Source organism: Geodermatophilus siccatus (assembly GCF_900103785.1).
GTDB lineage: Bacteria > Actinomycetota > Actinomycetes > Mycobacteriales > Geodermatophilaceae > Geodermatophilus > Geodermatophilus siccatus.
On sequence record NZ_FNHE01000003.1, the window covers coordinates 55105 to 74967 of the forward strand.

The following is a 19863-nucleotide window of genomic DNA, read 5'->3' on the forward strand; positions in this document are numbered from 1 at the left end:
GTGGGGTACGTCCGTCGTCCTCCCCGGACGACGGACGTCCCCCAGCTGATCACGGAGATGTCGCCGGTCACCGCGGCGTGTCCGGCCGCGTCGCCTGCTCCAACCCCATGATCGACTCGAGGAGGGGTTCGTGGGACGGCGTCGTCGTCCTCGATCGCGGGCGTTGCAGGATGGAGTGCGTGACGCCCTCCCGCCGCATGCTCCTGGTGCACGCCCACCCCGACGACGAGACGATCAACAACGGCGCCACCATGGCCCGCTACGTCGCCGAGGGAGCCTCGGTCACCCTGCTCACCTGCACCCTGGGTGAGGAGGGCGAGGTGCTCGTCCCCGAGCTGGAGCTGCTGGCCGCCGACCACGCCGACCAGCTGGGCGGGTACCGGATCTCCGAGCTGCGGGCGGCGATGGAGGCCCTCGGCGTCAGCGACTGGCGCTTCCTCGGCGGCCCGGGCCGGTACCGGGACTCCGGGATGATGGGGACGCCGGCCAACGAGAAGCCACGCGCCTTCTGGAACGCCGACCTCGACGAGGCGGTGGCGCACGCCGTCGCCGTCGTCCGCGGGGTCCGGCCGCAGGTCGTGGTCACCTACGACGAGAACGGCGGCTACGGCCACCCCGACCACATCCAGGCCCACCGCGTCGCCATGCGCGCCGTGGACGCCGCCGCCGACCCCGCCTACCGTCCCGACCTCGGCGGGGCGTGGGAGGTCGCGAAGGTCTACTGGTGCTGCATGCCGCGATCGGTGCTGCGGCGGGGCGTCGAGGCGATGGCCGCGCTGGGGGAGGCCTCGCCGTTCGAGTTCCTGGGCGAGGTGGAGGACGTGCCGTTCGCCGTCCCCGACGAGCTGGTCGCCGCGGCGGTCGACGGGCGGGCGCACGCCGGGCGCAAGGACGCCGCGATGCGCGCGCACGCCACCCAGATCACCGTCGACGGCCCGTTCTTCGCGCTGTCGAACAACCTGGGCCAGGAGGTCCTCGGCACCGAGTACTACCGGCTGGTGCGCGGCCAGCGGGGGCCGGCGGCGACCCCCGAGGGCTGGGAGGACGACCTGTTCGCCGGTCTGGACGCGTGATCCGGAGGCTCGGGGCGGCCCTGCTGGTCACCGTGCTGGCGGCGTGGCTGGCGCTGGTCGAGGTCTTCTGGCTGCCGCTGCGCGTGTTCGGCGTGCCCGTGCCCGTGTCGGTGGCGGCCGCGGTCGTCGGCAACCTGCTGCTGGTCGGCCTGGCCGCGCGGCTGACCGGTTCCCGGCTGGCCGCGGTGCTGCCCGCCGTGGTGTGGCTGGTCGTCGCGGTGGGCGCGAGCCTGCCCCGTCCCGAGGGCGACCTGCTGCTCACCGGCGGCGGCGTCCTGGGGTTCCTCTCGCTGGCCTACCTGCTGTCCGGTGTCGTGGCCGCGGCCTTCGCCGTGGGCAAGGTGCTGGCGGCGCCGCGGGGCGGTGCTGACCGGCCGTCCTGACGCCGGACCCGGTCAGGACACCACCGCTCAGGGCACCACCGCTCAGGGCACCACCGCTCAGGGCACCACCGCTCAGGACACCACCGCGTCGGCCGGCCGGCCGGCCAGCCAGGACACCAGCTGGTCGGCCGGCATGGGGCGGGCGATGTGGTAGCCCTGCGCCACGTCGCAGTTCCACCGGCGCAGGGCGTCGAGTGCAGCCTCGTCCTCCACGCCCTCCACCACCATGGTCATCCCGAGGTCCCGGCTCAGCTGCAGGGTGCTGCGCACGATCGCGGCCGCCTTCGCGTCCGTGGTGAGCGAGGAGACGAAGCTGCGGTCGAGCTTGAGCTCGTCGACGGGCAGCGCGCGCAGGTAGGCCAGTGACGAGTAGCCGGTGCCGTAGTCGTCGATCGACAGCCGGACGCCGAGCCGGCGCAGCGCCGCCATCACCTGCTGGCTGCGCGCCGCGTCGGCCATGAGGACGTCCTCGGTGATCTCGAGGACGAGCGCGTCCGCGGGGACGCCGTACGTGTCCAGCAGGAACCGCACCTGTTCCGGCAGCGCGACGTCCTGCAGGTTGGAGACCGACAGGTTGACCGCCATGGACAGGAAGTGCCCGGTCGCGCGCCAGTCGCGCAGGTCCCTGATGGCCCGCTCCAGCACCTGCAGCGCCAGCCGCCGCATGAGCCCCGCCTGCTCGGCCAGCGGCAGGAACGCGCCGGGGGCGAGCAGCCCCCGCTCGGGGTGCTGCCAGCGGACGAGCGCCTCCACGCCGGTGACCCGGCCGGTGTGCAGGTCCAGTTTCGGCTGGTAGTGGTTGTCCAGCTGCTCGGCGTCCAGCGCCACGCGCAGGTCTTCCAAGGTCTGCAGACGGGTGCGCGAGCCGGTGTCCGCGTCGGGCGCCCACACCTCGAAACCGTGCCGGCCCCGCTTGGCCCCGTACATGGCGGTGTCGGCCCGGGCCAGCAGCAGGGAGCGGTCGCGGCCGTGGTCCGGGCACAGCGAGATGCCGATGCTCGCGTCGACGGTCAGCGACATCCCGTCGAGGACGAACGCCTCGTGCAGCACGTCACCGATCCGGACGGCCACCTCCCGGGCGCGGGCCTCGTCGGCGTCCGGCAGCAGGACGGCGAACTCGTCGCCGCCCATCCGGGCCAGCAGGTCGCCCGGCCCCAGGGCCTGCTCCAGGCGCGGACCGACGAGGGACAGCAGGTCGTCGCCGACGGTGTGACCGAAGCTGTCGTTGACCTCCTTGAACCGGTCCAGGTCGATCATCGCGACCGCGCACCGGCGCTCGCCGGTGCCGTAGACGGTGCGCTCCAGCTCCTCGGTGAACCGTCGCCGGTTGGCCAGGCCCGTGAGCGGGTCGTGGTGCGCGTCCCGGGCCAGCTGCTGCAGACGCAGCTGCTCGACCTCGCGGAGCTTGGCGGCCTCCACCACCAGTGAGCCCTCCAGCGCGACCTGCCGGACGGCCTCGTGCATCGCCGGGGACCACTGGAGGGACGACTCGATCGCGCCGGACACGACCAGGCCGAGCAGCCGGTCGCCGGACAGCAGGGGCACGCTGACGTAGGAGCGCAGCTGCAGCGCGGTGACCAGCTGGGGGTCGAGCAGGCCGCTGGCCTCGGCGTCCTCGACGAAGACCGGCCGGCGGTCGCGCACGGTCACCCGCCACAGGGGGATGTCGTCCGCCGCGCTGCCCACGACGAGCTCGGTGATCACCTGCTGGTGCTCGTCCGACCAGTCCAGGTGCTGGACCGACTGAACGACGCCGTCGTCGTCGATGAGGTAGGCGGCGCTGCGCTCGGTGCCGGTCAGGTCCTGCACGGCGCGGGCCAGGACCTCCGCCGCCTTGTCCACCCCGATGGCCCCGGAGCCGTCGACCAGCATCTGCCGGACGGCGCGGGCCGTGCGCAGCGAGGCCGCGCGGGCCTCGTTGGTGCGGGCCTGCTCGATCACGCTGCCCAGGTGGGCGCCGGCTGCCGCAGCGAGCCGGCGGACGTCCTCGGAGAAGGGGCGCAGCCGGGTGCTGTCGAGCGTGAGGACGCCGGAGACGTGCGGCCGGCGGCCCAGCGGGACGGCGAGGGCCGAGGCGATGGAGAACTCGTCCGCCCACCAGCCCGCCAGCAGCGCGGAGTCCCGGTCCGCGGCCAGCGGCTGACCGGTGCGCAGCACCGTCTCGGCCAGCTCCAGCGGGACCGGGGCGTTGCGGAACAGCTGCCAGGTCCCGTCGTCGCGACGCCCGTCGGCGTAGCTGGCCATGCGCGGGACCAGACGGTCGTCCTCGAGCAGGAACACGCATGCGCGCTCCGCGTCGCCGAGTTCGGCCAGCAGCTCGCAGGCCGCCGCGAGCAGGTGCTCGGTCGACTCGGCCCGGGCGGCGGTCTCGATCAGTCCGAGCAGCACCTCTGCCTGTGCCAGCCGCCGGGCCTCCGACCGGCGCGTCCGGGCCGCCGACAGCGCACGGGCGATGGCCGGCGCGGCCTGCCCGACGCGGTCCCCGGCCGCCGCGACCGGCTCGACGGTGAGCACCCCGACGAGCCGGTCGCCGAACAGCAGCGGCTCGCCGTGGACCGATCGGACGCCGAACCGCGCGGCGATCCCCGGAGCGATGGCATCGGGGTCCCCGTCCTCCACCCGCACCGGCCGGCGGTCGTGCACCACGGCCGACATCAGGGGTGAGCCGGCCACCGGCATCGCGTGGTGCAGCACGAGGGGGCCCGAGCCCGGCGTCGTCTCCGCGGACACCGACTGCCGGTAGGGCACGACCGTCCCGGTCGTTGCCTCGTGCACCCACACGGCGACCCGGGACGCCCCGATCTGCTGCCGCAGGCGGGTCAGGAGCCGTTCGACCGCGGCCTCCGCGTCGTAGGGGGTGGACGCGCTGGCGCTGAGGAGCCTGGCAACGGACACGTCTCGGGTGTCGGCCGTCGGCGCACGGGTGTTGAGCCGGCCGGCCCCCACTGCCCCCGGCGGGTGACCTCGCCGCGGGACGGCCTCAGGCCGGTGCGTACCGGTAGTGGTAGCGGTGGTGCTCGATGAGGCCCGCCTGCCGGTAGAGCGCCCGTGCCGGGGCGTTGGACGCCGACACCTGCAGGTACACCCAGTGGGCGCCGTGCCCGGCGCCCCAGCGCTGCAGCGCGGCCATGACGGCGGTCGCCAGCCCCTGCCGGCGGTACCGCTCCTCGACGGTCACCGCGGCGACGCCGAGCCAGCCGTCGGTGACGACCCCGCGGGCGACGGCGGCCAGCGGGGCCGGCGGCGGGTCGAGGCGCACCGAGGCGAAGACGACGTCGTCGGCGTTGACGAGCACGGCGCGGGCGGTGGGCGGCAGCGGCCGGCCGCGGTGCCGGTAGCCGGCCAGCCAGGCGTCGCCCGGCTCGGGGGAGAGGTCGACCGGGACGCCGTCGGCCGGCGCCGGCGTGAGCGGCCCGGTCAGCACCAGCACGTCCTCGTCGCGCTCCCACCCGGCCGCGGCGAAGGCGGCGTCGGCGGCGCGGGACTGGCGGCCCGGCAGCATCGCGCACGGCCGCAGCCCGCGGTCGGTGTACCAGCGGGTGACGGCGTCCACCGCGTCGGGCAGCGGCATGCCGGGGTCGCCGACGACCAGCGCGGAGTTGGCCCGACCGGTGAAGCCGCCACCCGCGCGCAGCAGCCACTCGCCGAGCGGCGCCTCGTCCCCGCCGCGCCAGCCGCGGGTGGCGAGGAGCTCGAGGCCTGCGACGTCGAGGGGTGAGCGGCTCTGTCCCACGGTCCGATCCTGCGCCGTCCGCAGGGGCGCCATCCGGCGGGGTCTGACCCGGCCGGGGCCGACGGGGCCACCCGTTCCGTTTCGCGAGAGCGTCACGGGCCATACTTGAGGCCAGAGACGACCGGCCGTCGCGCCGGCGGAGCAGCCCCGCACGTCCCCGGGAGGGAACACCCGTGACCTACGTCATCACCCAGGCCTGCGTCGACGTCCTCGACAAGGCGTGCATCGACGAGTGCCCGGTGGACTGCATCTACGAGGGCGACCGGATGCTCTACATCCACCCCGACGAGTGCGTGGACTGCGGCGCCTGCGAGCCGGTGTGCCCGGTGGAGGCCATCTACTACGAGGACGACGTCCCGGACAAGTGGAAGGACTTCTACAACGCCAACGTGGAGTTCTTCTCCGACCTGGGCAGCCCCGGTGGTGCCGCCAAGACCGGCAAGATCGGCAAGGACCACCCGCTCGTCGCCGCGCTGCCGCCGCAGGGTGAGGGTCACTGACCACCACCACCCCGGGGACGGCGGCCGGTCGACTGCCCGACTTCCCCTGGGACTCGCTGAGAGCGGCGCGGGCCCAGGCGGCCCGGCACCCCGGCGGCGTCGTCGACCTCTCCATCGGGACGCCGGTCGACGACACGCCCCAGCTGCTGGCCACCGCCCTGGCCGGTGCGGGCAACGCGCCGGGCTACCCGACCGCCCTGGGCACCGCCGAGCTGCGGACCGCGGCGGCCGGCTGGCTGCAGCGCCGGCTGGGCGTGCGGCTGGCCGACCCGCTCGGCGCCGTCCCCTCGGTGATCCCCACCGTCGGGTCCAAGGAGCTCGTCGCGCTGCTGCCGACCCTGCTCGGGCTGCGCGGCGCCGGCACGGTGCTGATCCCCGAGGTCGCCTACCCGACCTACGAGGTCGGCGCGGTGCTGGCCGGGCTCACCGTGCGGCGGACCGACACCCCACCGGACGACGCCGCGAGCGTGGTCCTGGTGTGGCTGAACTCCCCGGGCAACCCGCACGGCCGGGTGCTCACCGACGACGAGCTGCGCGCCTGGGTGGCCTTCGGCCGCGCGCACGGCGTGCCGGTGGTCGCCGACGAGTGCTACGCCACCCTCGGGTGGGACGTCGAGCCGCGCTCGGTCCTGCACCCGGAGGTCGCGGGGGACGACCACGCCGGGCTGCTCGCGGTGCACTCGCTGTCCAAGCAGTCGACCGCCGCGGGCTACCGCGCGGGGCTGCTCTCGGGCGACCCGGCGCTGGTCCGCCAGGTGTGGGAGGTGCGCCGGCACCTCGGACTGCTGGTGCCCACGCCGGTGCAGGCCGCGATGGCCGCCGGCCTCGCCGACGACGGTCACGTCGACGAGCAGCGGGAGCGCTACCGCGCCCGCCGCGACCGCCTGGCCGCCGCCGTCCGGGCCGCCGGCGCGCGCATCGACCACTCCGAGGCCGGGCTGTACCTCTGGGTCACCCGCGACGAGGACTGCTGGACGACGATCGACTGGCTCGCGGGGCTGGGCGTCGTGGCCGCGCCGGGCTCCTTCTACGGGCCGGCGGGCGCGCGGCACGTGCGCATGGCGCTCACCGCCACCGACGAGCGGATCGACGCGGCCGTGGAGCGGCTCGCCGGCTGAGCAGGCGCGTGACGCACCCCGGGTGCTCATCCGGTCCCGGGCGCCGCCCGGGCGACCCCGCGGAGCCCGGCCGCTCGATGCGGGACCGGGGCCCGGCCGTTCAGACGGGCGTGGCGCCCGAGCAGAGCGCGTCCGTGGAGCCGTCGGACCGGAGTGCGCGCACCAGTTCCTCGGACAGTTCCTGCCACTGCTGGTACAGCTCCGGGTATCCGGAGCGCTGGACGGCTTGCGCGACCTCCGTCAGCCGGCCGCTCTCCCATCCCGGGATCCGGACGAGGTGGTCGTAGAACCTGCCGGCGGCGTAGACGGGGTCCTGCACCTGCTCCGGCGTCCCCCACCCCTGCGAGGGGCGCTGCTGGAAAAGGCCGAGGGAGTCCCGGTCGCCGTAGTCGAGGTTGCGCAGCCGTGACTCCTGCATCGCCGTGGCCAGGGCGATGACGACGGCCCGCTCCGGAAGTCCACGTTCGTAGCCGACCTGCGCGATGGTCTGCGCGTTGCCGATCTGCTCACCGGTGAGCCGCACGCCGGTCACCGGCAGCGTGCACTCCGCGGTCGCCATCGGGACGTCCTCCCCGTCGGCGTGGACCGAGAGCGCGACGAGCGCGACCACGGCCAGCACCGCCGCGAGCCACCCCCAGGACGCCGCGGTCTGCGCGGGTCCACGGCGGACCGGTGCGCGCCGTCCGGACGAGCGGGGCCGGGCGGTGGGGCGACGCGCCGGCGGCCGGCGCGCGGACGTGGTCCGCCGTGCCGTCGCGGTGCGTGTGCTGCTCATCGTCCGCGACTGTAGGGCCGGATCCTGGACGGGTCCTGGACCGGCGCACGAGGTGTCGGCCCCGGTGACGTGCTGGAACGGCAATCCTCCAGGGGTCCCGCGCCGAGCTCGCGAGGCGTGGGGTGGAGGGTGGCCCCTCAATTGCTGTGCAGCGCCGCGTTCAGCTCGCCCCAGGTGCCCGTCCGCGGCAGGGCCTCCAGCGCGCCGGAGACCGAGTTGCGGCGGAACAGCAGCCCGTCCCGCCCGGAGAGCTCGGCGGCCTTCACCACCGAGCCGTCGGGCAGGGTCACCCGCGAGCCGGCGGTCACGTAGCAGCCGGCCTCCACGACGCAGTTGTCGCCGAGGGAGATGCCGATGCCCGCGTTGGCGCCCAGCAGGCAGCCCGAGCCGATCGAGACGACCTGCTTCCCGCCGCCGGACAGGGTGCCCATGATCGAGGCGCCGCCGCCGATGTCGCTGTCGGGGCCGACGACGACGCCCGCGCTGATCCGGCCCTCGACCATCGACGGCCCGAGCGTGCCGGCGTTGTAGTTGACGAAGCCCTCGTGCATGACCGTCGTCCCCTCGGCGAGGTGGGCGCCCAGCCGCACCCGGTCGCCGTCCGCGATGCGGACGCCGGAGGGGATCACGTAGTCGACCATCCGCGGGAACTTGTCGACGCCGTGGACGGTGACCTGCCCGTGCGCGGCGCGCAGCCGGTGCGGGTTGAAGGAGGCGGCCTCGACCGGGCCGACGCTGGTCCAGGCGACGTTGGTGAGCAGACCGAAGACGCCGTCCATGTTGATGCCGCGGGGCTGCACCAGCCGGTGGGAGAGCAGGTGCAGCCGCAGCCAGACGTCGTGGGTGTCGGCCGGCGGTGCGGACAGGTCCGCGATGACCGTCCGGACGGCGACCACCTCCACGCCGCGTGACTCGTCGCTGCGCACCAGCCCGCCGTAGTCGGGGCCGAGCTCGCCGGAGATCTCGAGCGCGCCCAGGCGGGTGGTGCCGGTCCCGGCGCCCTCGGGCGCGCCGAGCCGCGGCTCGGGGTACCAGGTGTCGAGCACCGTCCCGGCGCGGGTGACGGTGGCCAGACCGGCGGCGACGGCGGAGAGCGGGGCGGAGTCGGTCACGGGGACGACGCTACCGAGCGCCGGTCCCGTGCTGCCGACTCGGTCGGGAGCCGGGTGCCCGGCCCCGTGCACCCTCGACCGTCCGCTCCCGCTGCCCACCATGAGGGGCAGGGGGAGAGGTCCCCGGGAGACAGGAGTGCCCGCCCGGCCGGCTGTGGTGAACGGTGGGTGACGGGCCGGTGCCGCTGGGCGCGCTTCGGCGGCTCGGCCGTGGCGCCGCCCGTAGGCTCGGGAGTCGTGACCGACCTGCCTCCGCTGGACCCCGCGGCCGACGTCCTCACGCTCACCCGCGCGCTGGTCGACGCCCCGTCGGTGTCCGGCGGGGAGGGCCCCCTCGCAGACGTCGTCGAGGCGGCGCTGCGGGCGCTCGGCGGCCTGGAGGTCGAGCGGGTCGGCGACGCCGTCCTCGCGCGGACCAACCTCGGCCGGCCCACCCGGGTGGTCCTCGCCGGTCACCTGGACACCGTGCCGATCGCCGGCAACGTCCCCAGCCGGCTCGACGAGGGCACCGGCCGGCTCTACGGCTGCGGCACCAGCGACATGAAGGCCGGCGACGCGGTGATGCTGCGGCTGGCCGGGCGCTTCGGCGTCCCCGGCGCCGAGCCCGCGCACGACCTGACGTTCGTCTTCTACGACAACGAGGAGGTCGAGGCCGTGAAGAACGGCCTCGGCCGGGTGGCGCGGGAGCGCCGCGGCTGGCTCTACGGCGACCTGGCGATCCTGCTCGAGCCGACCGACGGCGAGATCGAGGGCGGCTGCCAGGGCACCCTGCGGGCGGTGCTGGAGGTCCCCGGCCGGCGCGCCCACAGCGCCCGCAGCTGGCTCGGCGTCAACGCGATCCACGGCGCGGCCGGCATCCTCGCCACCCTCGCGGCCTACGAGGCGCGGCGGGTCGACATCGACGGCTGCGTCTACCGCGAGGGCCTCAACGCCGTCCGCATCGAGGGCGGGGTGGCCGGCAACGTCGTCCCGGACGCCTGCACGGTGACGGTCAACCTCCGCTACGCCCCCGACCGGGACGAGGACGCCGCCGAGGCGCACGTCCGCGAGGTCTTCGCCGACGCGCTCGCCGCGGGGGCGACGCTGACCGTCGTCGACAACGCGGGCGGGGCGCTGCCGGGGCTGTCCGAGCCCGCGGCCGCGGCCTTCGTCGCCGCCGTCGGCCGCCCGGCGCGGGCCAAGCTCGGCTGGACCGACGTCGCCCGCTTCGCCGCGTTCGGCATCCCGGCCCTCAACTACGGCCCCGGGGACCCGCAGCTGGCCCACACCCGCGAGGAGCACGTCCTCGTCGACCGGCTGCAGCCGGCCGAGGACGCGCTCGTCGCCTACCTGTCGACGCCCACGGACCAGGAGCGCGCATGACCACCACGCCCGAGCCGGCCAACGCCCGCAAGCCGCGGCCCACCCGCCACCGGGGCCCGGTGATGCTGCGTGGCGGCGAGCCGGACCCGCGCACCCACGACGGGACGACGACCGACCAGCGGCTGCTCGACCGGCGCGGGCCGACCGACTGGGTGCACACCGATCCGTGGCGGGTGCTCCGCATCCAGAGCGAGTTCGTCGAGGGCTTCGGGCTGCTGGCCGAGCTGCCCCGCGCGGTGAGCGTGTTCGGCAGCGCCCGCACCCCGCAGGACTCGCCGCACTACGCCTCGGGCGTGGCGATCGGCGCGGCGTTGGCCGAGGCCGGGTACGCGGTGATCACCGGCGGTGGCCCGGGCGCGATGGAGGCGGCCAACCGCGGCGCGTCGGAGGCCGGCGGGCTCTCGGTCGGTCTGGGCATCGAGCTGCCGTTCGAGCAGGAGCTCAACGAGTGGGTCGACGTCGGCATCGCGTTCCGCTACTTCTTCGTCCGCAAGACGATGTTCGTGAAGTACGCGCAGGCCTTCGTCATCCTGCCCGGCGGGTTCGGCACCCTCGACGAGCTGTTCGAGGCGCTGACCCTGGTGCAGACCCGCAAGGTGACCCGCTTCCCGGTGGTGCTGTTCGGGTCGGAGTACTGGTCGGGGCTGGTCGACTGGCTGCGGACGACGATGGTGCCCGCGGCCACCATCAAGGACACCGACCTGGACCTGTTCACGGTGACCGACGACGTCGACGAGGTCGTGCGGATCGTGCAGGAGGCCGAGAAGGCGCGGCAGGCCGGCGACAACGGCGGCGGGATGCGCGCGCTGCCGGTCGACGACGCCCCCAGTGACGCGTGATGGCAGCCGGGGTGCGGCACCACGCCGGGGGAAGGGCCTGAGGTCGGGGTGCTCGAGGCGGTCGTCTTCGTCCTCACAGTCGCGGTGGTCGGCGGGCTGCTGTTCCTCGGCGGGTCGGTGCTGCTCGGCCGGGGGGAGACCCAGCCACCGGCCGATCCGGACCGCTCGCCGCTGGAGCTGCCCGAGGACCGGCCGGTCACCGCGGACGACGTCCGCGGGGCGCGCATGTCGGTGACCGTCCGGGGCTACCGGATGACCGAGGTCGACTGGCTGCTGGAGCAGTTGGCCCAGGCGCTCGAGGAGCGCGACGCGGAGGTCGCGGCGCTGCGCGCGCGGCTGGAGGAGGCCGGGCGGGCCGCGCCCGGTGCGGACGACGCCCCGGCGGGCGGGAACGGAGCGCGGACCGATGCGTGAGCTGGTGGAGCGGGTGGTCGTGGACGCCCCGCCGCAGCAGGTGTGGGCGGCGCTCACCGACTGGACCCGCCAGGGCGAGTGGATGCTGCTGACCGACGTCGAGGTCACCGGCGGGGACCCGCACGCGGTCGGCGGCCGGCTGGCGGCGCGCACCGGTCTGCCCGTGCGGGGACGGCGGCTGGGCGTGCTGGACACGATGGTCGTCACCGAGTGGGACCCGCCGCGGCGCGCCGTCGTCCAGCACACCGGCCGGATCGTGCGCGGGCCGGGCACCTTCGAGGTCACGCCGCAGGGCGCGGGCTCCCTCGTGACGTGGACCGAGCAGCTGTGGCTGCCCTTCGGGCTGCTCGGGCAGCTGGGCTGGCCGCTGGTGAAGCCGGCGGCGGTGGCCGGCGTCCGCCTCTCGCTCAAGCGCTTCGCCGACTTCGCCCGGCGCTACACCGGCCGCGCTTGACCCGGCCCCTGGGGCCGGTCCGAGGGTGACCGGTGTGGACGAGCACCTGCTGCGGGTCGGGGAGTTCCTGCGCCGGACCCGCCTGTCACCCAAGGCGCTGCGGCTCTACGGCGACCGCGGGCTGCTCGTGCCCGCGCGCGTCGACGGGCACTCCGGCCACCGCTGGTACGCCCTGGCCCAGGTGGCCCGCGCCCGGCTCGTCGGGCTGCTGCGCCAGGCGGACATGCCGCTCGCGCGGGTGCGGGAGGTGGTCGAGCTCGAGCCGGCGGACCGGCTGGCGGCGGTCGACCGCTGGTGGGCCGGCGTCGAGGACGACGTCGCGCGCCGGCGGGCGCTCGTCCGCTCCCTGCACCGGCGACTCGCCGGCGACGACGACCCCCCGGAGGCCCCCGTGCACGACGTCGCCCTGCGCACCACCGACGAGGCCGCGCTGCTGACCACGCATCGGCGGCTGACCGTCGAGGAGCTCGGCCCCTTCATCTCCGACGCCGCCCGTGTCCTCGAGGAGCACCTCGCGGCGTCGGGTGCGACCCGCGCCGGCGCGCTGCGGGTCGTCTACCACGGCATGGTCACCGCCGACAGCGACGGCCCGGTGGAGGTCGCCGTCCCGTTCTCCGGCACGGTGCGGCCGACGGGGGAGCTGCGGCTGCGGCGGCAGCCGGCCGGCCGCGAGGCGGTCACCGTGCTGACCCGCGCCGAGGCGGAGTACCCCCGCCTCCTCGACGCCTACGACGCCGTCGCCCGCTGGTGCGACGCCGCCGGGCTGGAGCGCACCGGCAGCCCCGTCGAGGTGTACCTCGGCGGCCGGGACGTCGCCCCCGACGAGCCGCACCTCGAGGTGGCCTGGCCGGTCAGCTGAGCGCGTCGCGCCGGGCGCGGGCGAAGGCCAGCGCCTCGCGCGCCAGCGGCAGGTCGGTGGCCGGCTCGCCGTCGGCCAGCGCGACCCACTCGCGGTAGGGCCGGCCCCGGCCGCCGAAGGGCCCGCCGCGCCCGTCGGCGAGCAGGGCGGCCACGCGGTCCTCGGGCAGCTTGAGCACCAGCGCGCCGCGCACCACCATCGCGAAGGCCGCGCCGTCGACCTTCAGCGCCCGCGACCCGAAGCGGCGCGGGGCGCCGGGCTCGGGGAGCGTCACGTCCGGCTCGCCGGCGAGGGTGTCGACGAGGGCGGCGAGGCGGTCGGCGGCGTCCACGGAGGCCATCCCAGGCGGCTGCGGCCGGCGGCACAAGCCCTGCCCACCCGGCGCCGCTGTGCCGGTCGAGCCGTGCCCGCGCCGGTCGATCGTGGACCTGCGGTGGGGACGCGCCGCTGATCACCGGGGTGTCGCCACCACAGGTCCACGATCGTCACGGGACGGGGCGTGCGCCGAGAGGATCGACAGGGAGCGCGGCGCCGGGAGGACGGTCCAGCACGCGGTCGGCCGCCCGGACGGCGGCGCGGCTGGTGTACCAGCGCCGCCACAGCACCGCGGCGACCACCAGCGTGACGACGGTGCCGCCGTCCCACATCAGCCGCGCGCCCTCCGCGGCGTGCGCCACCCCGGGCAGGGGCGCGGCGTAGAGCCACTTCGCCAGGACGTCGTGGGCGGCCGCGCCGGCGGCCAGCGCGGCGGCGCGCACGCCGACCCCGCGGCGGTGCGGCGCCGGGTCGACGGCCAGCACCGCGGCGGTGGCCAGGTACCCGCTGACCAGCACGTGCAGCGCCACGAGCACGCCCAGGGCCGGGCGGTGGACGGCGGCGGCGTGCAGCCCGGTGCCGTAGAGCAACCAGAGCCCGGCGGCGTTGACCGGGACGGCGACCAGCGGGTCGCTCGCCCAGCGCAGCGGCGGGGTCCGCAGCAGGCGGGCCAGCCGCCGGGCCGCGCCGACCGGCAGCGACCGCAGCGCCAGGGTGACCGGGGCGGCCAGCACCAGCAGCAGCGGCGCCACCATGCCCAGCAGCAGGTGCCCGGCCATGTGGGTGCGCAGGTCGCCGTGGGCGGTCGACAGCACGCCGCCGGCCCCGGCCGCGGCCAGGCCGGTCAGCCAGGACGTCGTCCGCCGCACCGGCCAGGGCGTGCGCCAGCCGGCCGCCACGTACAGCGCGCCGGCGGCGAGCAGCGCCAGGACGGCGAGCCCGGTCACCGGGCCGGACGGGGGCGGGCGCGCAGCAGCAGCGCGGCACCGGCGGCGAGGAGGACGACGGCCGAGGCGTTCCACGCCACGTCGTAACCGGTCAGGTCGACGCCGTAGCGGACCTGGTGCACCCGCAGCAGCTTGTGGTCGACCACGCCGTCGAAGAGCTGGAAGGCCCCCGCACCCAGGAGCACCAGCGCCCACCACCGGCGGACGTCGAGGGCGCCGCGCCGGCGGAGGTCGGCCAGCAGGGCCAGCCCGGCGACGACGGCGGAGAGCGTTGCCGCGTGCAGCAGGCCGTCGGAGACCAGGCCCGCGGTGCCCCCGGCGCGGTCGTAGAAGGAGTGCCAGGCCAGCAGCTGGTGGAAGACGATCTCGTCGACCGAGCCCATGAGGCCGGCGCCGAACAGCAGCCCCGAGGCCGCCAGCCGCCGTCCGGACGGGGGAGGAGCGCGCACCGTCGGGCGGTGCCCGGTGCGAGGGCCGGGAAACGCCCGGGCAGGATGACGGGGTGCGGGAGTGCGGCGGGGTGCGGGGGCAGCGGTGAGCCGTCGGGGCTGGGGGTTGTTCCTGGCGATGTCGCTGATCTGGGGCGTGCCGTACCTGCTCATCAAGGTGGCCGTCGAGGAGCTGCCGCCGGTGGTCGTCGTCTTCGGCCGGTGCGTGCTCGGCGCGGCGCTGCTGCTGCCCTGGACGGTCGCCCGCGGCCAGCTGCGCCCGGCGCTGCGGCGCTGGCGGCCGCTGCTGGCCTTCACCGTGCTGGAGATGACCGGCCCGTGGCTGCTGCTGGCCTACGCCGAGCAGACGCTGTCGAGCTCGCTCACCGGCCTGCTCGTCGCCGGGGTGCCGTTCGTGGCCGCGCTGGCCGGCCGGCTGACCGGCGAGGAGGAGCGGCTCGGCCGCGTCCGGCTGCTCGGCATGGGTGTGGGCGTGGCCGGCATCGCCGTGCTGCTCGGCCTGGACGTCGAGGGCCTCGCGCCGCTGCCGCTGCTCGCGGTCGCGCTGGTCGTCGTCGGGTACGCCACCGCGCCGCTGGTCGTCAGCCGGGCGCTGCCCGACGTGCCGGGGGTGGCCGCCAGCGCGGTCGCGCTCACCGTCACCGCGGTGGTCTACGCGCCGTTCGCCGTCCCCCGGCTGGGGGAGGCGGCGCAGGCGCCGGTCGACGCGCTGCTGGCCGTGCTGGTCCTCGGGGTCGTGTGCACCGCCCTGGCGCTGGCGCTGTTCTTCGCCCTGATCCGCGAGGTCGGGCCGCAACGGGCGCTGGTCATCACCTTCCTCAACCCGGCGGTCGCGGTGCTGCTCGGCGTCCTGCTGCTCGACGAGCCGTTCACCCTCGGCCTCGCCGTCGGGCTGCCGGTCGTCGTGCTGGGCTGCGTCCTGGCCACCCGCCGCAGCGCGGTGCGCCCCGAGCGCTCGGAGCTGGGGGACGTGGACGCCGCCGTCCCCTGAGTCCCCCCGTCCGAGTGGGCCGTCGTCGAGCTCGGCTCAAGCAATGCCGCGGTGCGTGTCGAGGACGACTCCGGCACCCGCCGGTCCGCGGGCGCCTCCGGGAGGAGGGACGCGACAGATGCGCGACGTCGGCGCTGACCAGCGGGCTGTCCGGCGTCGCCGCGGCCCCCTGCTGCGGCTGTCGACCGCCGTCCTCGCGGTGCTCACCGTGGCGCTGTCCGGGCAGACCCCGCCCGCGCCGCGGCTGGAGACGGCGAGCACCCAGGACCCCGCACCGCCGGCGAGCGTCGTGGTGACCGGCGCCGATCGGGCCCTGGCCGTCTCCTGGTCCGCGTCGACCGAGACCGCCACGAGCGGCTACCAGGTGTTCGTCGACGCCGAGACGACGCCCCGGGTCACGACGAGTGCGTCCACCCGGACCGCGACCCTCACCGGGCTGGTCAACGGCCGGGAGTACACGGTCACCGTCCGGACCGTCACGACGGAGACCGTCTTCCTCATCCCGCGCACGTACCTGGGTCAGTCCGGCACCGCCGCGCGCGGCACGCCGCGGGACTCCGTGGCACCGGCCGCGCCCACCGGGGTGGGTGCCGTGCGCGGCGACGGCCGGGTCAGCGTCTCCTGGACGGCCAACAGCGCCGACTACGACGCGGACGGCTACCGGGTGCTGCGCGACGGCGTCGACATCAGCGGTCTGCTCGCCGGTCGGGTCGCCACGAGCTGGACGGACACCGGGCTGGTCAACGACCGCACCTACGCCTACTCGGTGCAGACGCACGACACCTCGAACAACTGGTCGGTGCCCTCGGCGCCGGCGGTCAGCGCCACCCCGACCGACCTCACCCCACCCGCGGCTCCGACCGGCCTCGTCGGCGGCCGGGGGGACGGCCGGGCCGGCCTGTCCTGGACGGCGAACGCCGAGCCCGACCTGGCCTCCTACCGGGTGCTGCGCGACGGCGTCGAGGTCGCCACGGTCACCGGCACGACGTACCTGGACCCCGGGCTGACCAACGACCGGACGTACAGCTACGCGCTGGTCGCCGTCGACGGCCACGGGAACCGGTCGCCGACCTCGGCCGCGGTCCAGGTCACACCCACCGACCTCACCCCGCCGTCGGCACCGACCGGCCTGACCGCCGTCCGCGGCGACGGGCAGGTCACCCTCGCCTGGGCGGCGAACCCCGAGCCCGACCTGGCCTCCTACCGGGTGCTGCGCGACGGCGTCGAGGTCGCCACCGTGACGGGGACGACGTACACCGACTCCTCGCTGGTCAACGACACGACGTACCGGTACGCGCTGGCCGCGGTGGACACCCACGGCAACCGGTCGATCTCGTCGGCCGCGGTGACCGCGACCCCGCAGGAGCTCGACGCCCCGGCGCCGCCCACCGGGCTGGCCGCCACCGCCGGCGACCGGCGGGTCGACCTCTCCTGGACGGCGAACACCGAGATCGACCTGGGCTCCTACCGGGTGCTGCGCGACGGCGCCGTCCTCGCCACCGTGACCGGCGCCACCGGCTACACCGACACCGCCGTCGTCAACGACACCACCTACGCCTACGCGGTCGTCGCCGTCGACACCCACGACAACGCCTCCGCCCCGTCCGAGACGGTGCGCGCGACGCCGGCCGACCGCGTCGCCCCGGCCCGGCCGACCGGCTTCACCGCCACCCGCGGCGACGGGCAGGTCGACCTCTCCTGGACGGCGAATCCCGAACCCGACGTCGCCGGCTACCGGGTGCTGCGCGACGGCGCGCAGATCGCGACCACCACCGGCGCGACGTACACCGACACCGCCGTCGTCAACGACACGACGTACTCCTACGCGCTGGTCGCCGTCGACACCTCGGCCAACGCCTCCGGCGCCGCCACGGCGTCGGCCACGCCCACCGACCTCACCGCACCGGCCGTCCCGACCGGGGTGACCGCGGTGGACGGCGGTGCCCGGGTGACCGTCTCCTGGACGGCCAACGCCGAGCCCGACCTCGCCGGCTACGTCGTGGTCCGCGACGGCACGGAGGTCGCGAGCGTCCCGGGGACGACGTACGTCGACGACCTGGCCGACGAGGCCGCGCACGGCTACGCGGTGGTCGCCGTCGACACCCACGGCAACCGGTCGGCCGCCTCCGCCACGGCGGAGGTGCCCGCGGCCGACCGCCGCGCGCCGGCGGCGCCCACGGGGCTGGTCGCCACCGCCGGCGACGGGCGGGTCACCCTGGCCTGGGCGGCGAACGGCGAGCCCGACCTCGCCTCCTACCGGGTGCTCCGCGACGGCGTGCAGATCACGACCGTCACCGGCACGACGTACACCGACACCGGCGTCGTCAACGACTCGACGTACTCCTACGCGCTGGTCGCCGTCGACACCTCGGCCAACGCCTCGGGGCCGTCCGGTGCCGCGGTGGCGCGGCCCACCGACCGCACCGCGCCCGCCGTGCCGGCCGGGTTCACCGCCGTCCGCGGCGACGGGCAGGTCGACCTCTCCTGGACGGCGAACGGCGAGCCCGACCTGGCCGGCTACGTGCTGCTGCGCGACGGCGTGCAGATCGCGACACCGGCCGGGCCGACGTACACCGATCCCGGGATGGTCAACGACCGCACGTACGGCTACGCGCTGGTCGCGGTGGACACCCGCGGCAACCGCTCCGGTCCCGCGACCGCCAGCGCCACCCCGACCGACCTGACGCCTCCGGCCGTGCCGGCCGGGTTCACCGCCGTCCGCGGCGACGGGCAGGTCGACCTCTCCTGGACGGCGAACGGCGAGCCCGACCTGGCCGGCTACGTGCTGCTGCGCGACGGCGTGCAGATCGCGACACCGGCCGGGCCGACGTACACCGATCCCGGGCTGGTCAACGACCGCACGTACGGCTACGCGCTGGTCGCGGTGGACACCCACGGCAACCGCTCCGGTCCCGCGACCGCCAGCGCCACCCCGACCGACCTCACCCCGCCGCCCGCCCCGACCGGCGTGACGGCCACCGCGGGCAACCGGCAGGCGGTGCTGGGCTGGGACGCCGGGGGCGCCGACGTCGCCGGGCACCGGGTGCTGGACGTCGACGGCAGCACCGTCGCCACCGTGCCGGCGCCGGGGACCTCGGCGACGGTGACCGGCCTGGCCAACGGCGCGACGTACGCGTTCACCGTCGTGGCGGTCGACGCCGGGGGCAACGTCTCGGCGCGCTCCGCCGCGGTGACCGTGACCCCGGTCTACGCCACCGTCCCGGCCGAGGGGGCGGGGGAGAGCGGCGGGGTGGCCGCCAGCAGCGACGGCCGGTTCGTCGTCGTCGGCACCCGCGCCCGCCTGGAGCCGTCGGACACCAACACCGCCTACGAGTTGTACGTCGTCGACCGCACCGCCGGCACCCGCACGCGGATCGCCCCGTTGCCGGCGACCGCCACCGGCGCGGGCGACGCGACCAACACCAGCGTCCCGGCGGTGAGTGACGACGGGCGCTACGTCGTCCTGGCCACGACCGCGGCCCTGGACCCGCGGGACACCAACGGGCTGGCCGACGTCTACCGGTACGACGTCGGCGCCCGCAGCTGGGCGCTGGTGAGCGCACCGCAGGGCGGCACCGCCTCCCCGACGGTGGCCGGCACCCTGCTGCAGCCCGCGGCGTCGGTCTATGCCACCGGCCCGTCGGCGGCGGTGTCCGGCGACGGCGACCTGGTGCTCTTCTACTCGGCGCGGGCCGACCTCGTCCTCGGCGACACCAACAACCGGGTCGACGTCTTCGCCAAGCGGCTCTCCGACGGGACGGTCACCCGGATCTCCACGACCACCACCGGCGGCGAGCTCAGCGGCCCGGCCACGGGCCCCGCCCTGGCGCTGACCCCGGACGGCCGGTTCGCCGTCTTCGGCGCCGACAGCGCCTCGGGCGTGCTCGCGTACCGGAAGACGCTGTCCGGAGCGGGCGCCGGCGAGCTGCGCGTGGTCTCCCAGGTCACCACCTCCACCGGCCGGACCCTGCCGTTCTCGGTCTACCGCGACACCGGCGACCTGGCGGTGAGCGACGACGGGCGCTACGTCGCCCTGGTCACCAGCAACCGCGTCACCACGACCTCCCCCGCGCAGACCTGGTCGACCGGGCTGGCCTACCGGGTGGACACCGTCAGCGGCGCCGTCGTCCCCCTGGGGACGGGGCAGACGACGGTGTGGGAGCACCAGGTCGAGCTGGACCCGACCGGTCGCCACGCCTTCTTCGCCACGACTGCGGCGGCGCTGCCGGTCGACACCAACGGGCACACCGACCACTACCGGCGCGACCTCGGCGGCGGCGCCGCCGGGCCGCTCGTGCTGGTGACCGCCGACGCCTCCGGGCGCCCCACCACCGGACCCACCGGCGCGATCACGCCGGCCGAGTACGGGCGGCTGCTGGCGGTCACCGGCGACCGGGTGCTGGTGACGACGTCGCAGCCGCTGACCCCGTCCGACGTCAACCGGCTGCGCGACCTCTACACCAAGGACCTGCTGACCGGTGCCGTGGGCGTGGGCCTGGGCTGACGCCCGTCGTCACTGGTGGTGGCTAGCGTGCCCCG

The 19863-nt window shown here is 76.0% G+C and carries 18 protein-coding genes; 11 read left to right on the forward strand and 7 right to left on the reverse strand.

Translation table 11 applies throughout. The features are described from left to right. Positions 1-179: 179 nt before the first annotated feature. Both mshB and BLS21_RS06160 read left to right on the forward strand, forming a co-directional pair. Positions 180-1073: an N-acetyl-1-D-myo-inositol-2-amino-2-deoxy-alpha-D-glucopyranoside deacetylase gene (mshB, locus tag BLS21_RS06155; protein ID WP_091216406.1), complete on the forward strand. Its 894-nt coding sequence runs from the start codon at positions 180-182 to the stop codon at positions 1071-1073. Then, the gene (locus BLS21_RS06160; protein WP_091215280.1) at positions 1070-1456 is read left to right on the forward strand and encodes a hypothetical protein; all 387 of its coding nucleotides are present in this window, start codon (positions 1070-1072) and stop codon (positions 1454-1456) included. Before mshB ends, BLS21_RS06160 begins: the two co-directional genes overlap by 4 nt. Positions 1457-1528: 72 nt before the next feature. Here BLS21_RS06160 and BLS21_RS06165 read toward each other — a convergent pair whose 3' ends face one another. Together BLS21_RS06165 and BLS21_RS06170 are read right to left on the reverse strand one after the other, a co-directional pair. Next, positions 1529-4351 carry a bifunctional diguanylate cyclase/phosphodiesterase gene (locus tag BLS21_RS06165; protein WP_175479452.1) on the reverse strand — a complete coding sequence of 941 codons (2823 nt, stop codon included), beginning with the start codon at positions 4349-4351 and terminating at the stop codon, positions 1529-1531. Positions 4352-4436: 85 nt separating this feature from the next. After that, positions 4437-5189, reverse strand: coding sequence for a GNAT family N-acetyltransferase (locus tag BLS21_RS06170; protein WP_245700103.1), 753 nt, complete (start codon positions 5187-5189; stop codon positions 4437-4439). A 173-nt stretch (positions 5190-5362) separates the two neighbouring features. On the opposite strand from BLS21_RS06170, the gene fdxA reads away from it, so the two are divergent. Together fdxA and dapC are read left to right on the forward strand one after the other, a co-directional pair. Beyond that, positions 5363-5689, forward strand: a complete 327-nt coding sequence (gene fdxA / locus BLS21_RS06175; protein WP_012947287.1) for a ferredoxin — start codon at positions 5363-5365, stop codon at positions 5687-5689. A gap of 32 nt (positions 5690-5721) precedes the next feature. Beyond that, positions 5722-6807, forward strand: a complete 1086-nt coding sequence (gene dapC, locus BLS21_RS06180; RefSeq protein ID WP_281241920.1) for a succinyldiaminopimelate transaminase — start codon at positions 5722-5724, stop codon at positions 6805-6807. Between the two features lie 100 nt (positions 6808-6907). Here dapC and BLS21_RS26145 read toward each other — a convergent pair whose 3' ends face one another. Then, a complete protein-coding gene (locus tag BLS21_RS26145) occupies positions 6908-7582 on the reverse strand; it encodes a hypothetical protein (RefSeq protein ID WP_175479453.1) in 675 nt (224 codons plus the stop codon). Positions 7583-7719: 137 nt separating this feature from the next. After that, the gene (dapD, locus tag BLS21_RS06190; protein ID WP_091216408.1) at positions 7720-8694 is read right to left on the reverse strand and encodes a 2,3,4,5-tetrahydropyridine-2,6-dicarboxylate N-succinyltransferase; all 975 of its coding nucleotides are present in this window, start codon (positions 8692-8694) and stop codon (positions 7720-7722) included. Positions 8695-8931: 237 nt separating this feature from the next. On the opposite strand from dapD, the gene dapE reads away from it, so the two are divergent. From dapE to BLS21_RS06215, 5 genes are read left to right on the forward strand one after another with little or no spacing between them, the layout of a single operon-like run. Then, positions 8932-10056, forward strand: a complete 1125-nt coding sequence (dapE, locus tag BLS21_RS06195) for a succinyl-diaminopimelate desuccinylase (protein WP_091215290.1) — start codon at positions 8932-8934, stop codon at positions 10054-10056. Continuing rightward, a complete protein-coding gene (locus tag BLS21_RS06200; protein WP_091215293.1) occupies positions 10053-10895 on the forward strand; it encodes an LOG family protein in 843 nt (280 codons plus the stop codon). The genes dapE and BLS21_RS06200 overlap by 4 nt, the downstream gene beginning before the upstream one ends. A gap of 48 nt (positions 10896-10943) precedes the next feature. Beyond that, the gene (locus BLS21_RS06205; protein WP_091215295.1) at positions 10944-11309 is read left to right on the forward strand and encodes a DivIVA domain-containing protein; all 366 of its coding nucleotides are present in this window, start codon (positions 10944-10946) and stop codon (positions 11307-11309) included. After that, positions 11302-11763, forward strand: a complete 462-nt coding sequence (locus BLS21_RS06210; RefSeq protein ID WP_091215298.1) for an SRPBCC family protein — start codon at positions 11302-11304, stop codon at positions 11761-11763. Before BLS21_RS06205 ends, BLS21_RS06210 begins: the two co-directional genes overlap by 8 nt. A gap of 34 nt (positions 11764-11797) precedes the next feature. After that, positions 11798-12622: a MerR family transcriptional regulator gene (locus BLS21_RS06215; protein ID WP_175479454.1), complete on the forward strand. Its 825-nt coding sequence runs from the start codon at positions 11798-11800 to the stop codon at positions 12620-12622. Here BLS21_RS06215 and BLS21_RS06220 read toward each other — a convergent pair. The 3 genes from BLS21_RS06220 to BLS21_RS06230 form a co-directional block, all read right to left on the reverse strand. Next, positions 12615-12953, reverse strand: a complete 339-nt coding sequence (locus tag BLS21_RS06220; RefSeq protein ID WP_091215303.1) for a hypothetical protein — start codon at positions 12951-12953, stop codon at positions 12615-12617. The genes BLS21_RS06215 and BLS21_RS06220 overlap by 8 nt on opposite strands. Before the next feature lie 154 nt (positions 12954-13107). After that, entirely contained in the window at positions 13108-13884 is a 777-nt protein-coding gene (locus BLS21_RS06225; RefSeq protein ID WP_091215305.1) for a cytochrome c oxidase assembly protein, read from the reverse strand. Next, entirely contained in the window at positions 13881-14333 is a 453-nt protein-coding gene (locus tag BLS21_RS06230) for a DUF2243 domain-containing protein (RefSeq protein ID WP_091215308.1), read from the reverse strand. The genes BLS21_RS06225 and BLS21_RS06230 overlap by 4 nt, the downstream gene beginning before the upstream one ends. 85 nt (positions 14334-14418) lie before the next feature. Here BLS21_RS06230 and BLS21_RS06235 point away from each other — a divergent pair, with 85 nt between their 5' ends. Both BLS21_RS06235 and BLS21_RS06240 read left to right on the forward strand, forming a co-directional pair. Then, positions 14419-15324: a DMT family transporter gene (locus BLS21_RS06235; protein WP_091215311.1), complete on the forward strand. Its 906-nt coding sequence runs from the start codon at positions 14419-14421 to the stop codon at positions 15322-15324. A gap of 118 nt (positions 15325-15442) precedes the next feature. Then, the gene (locus BLS21_RS06240) at positions 15443-19828 is read left to right on the forward strand and encodes a fibronectin type III domain-containing protein (protein WP_175479455.1); all 4386 of its coding nucleotides are present in this window, start codon (positions 15443-15445) and stop codon (positions 19826-19828) included. Positions 19829-19863 lie beyond the last annotated feature (35 nt).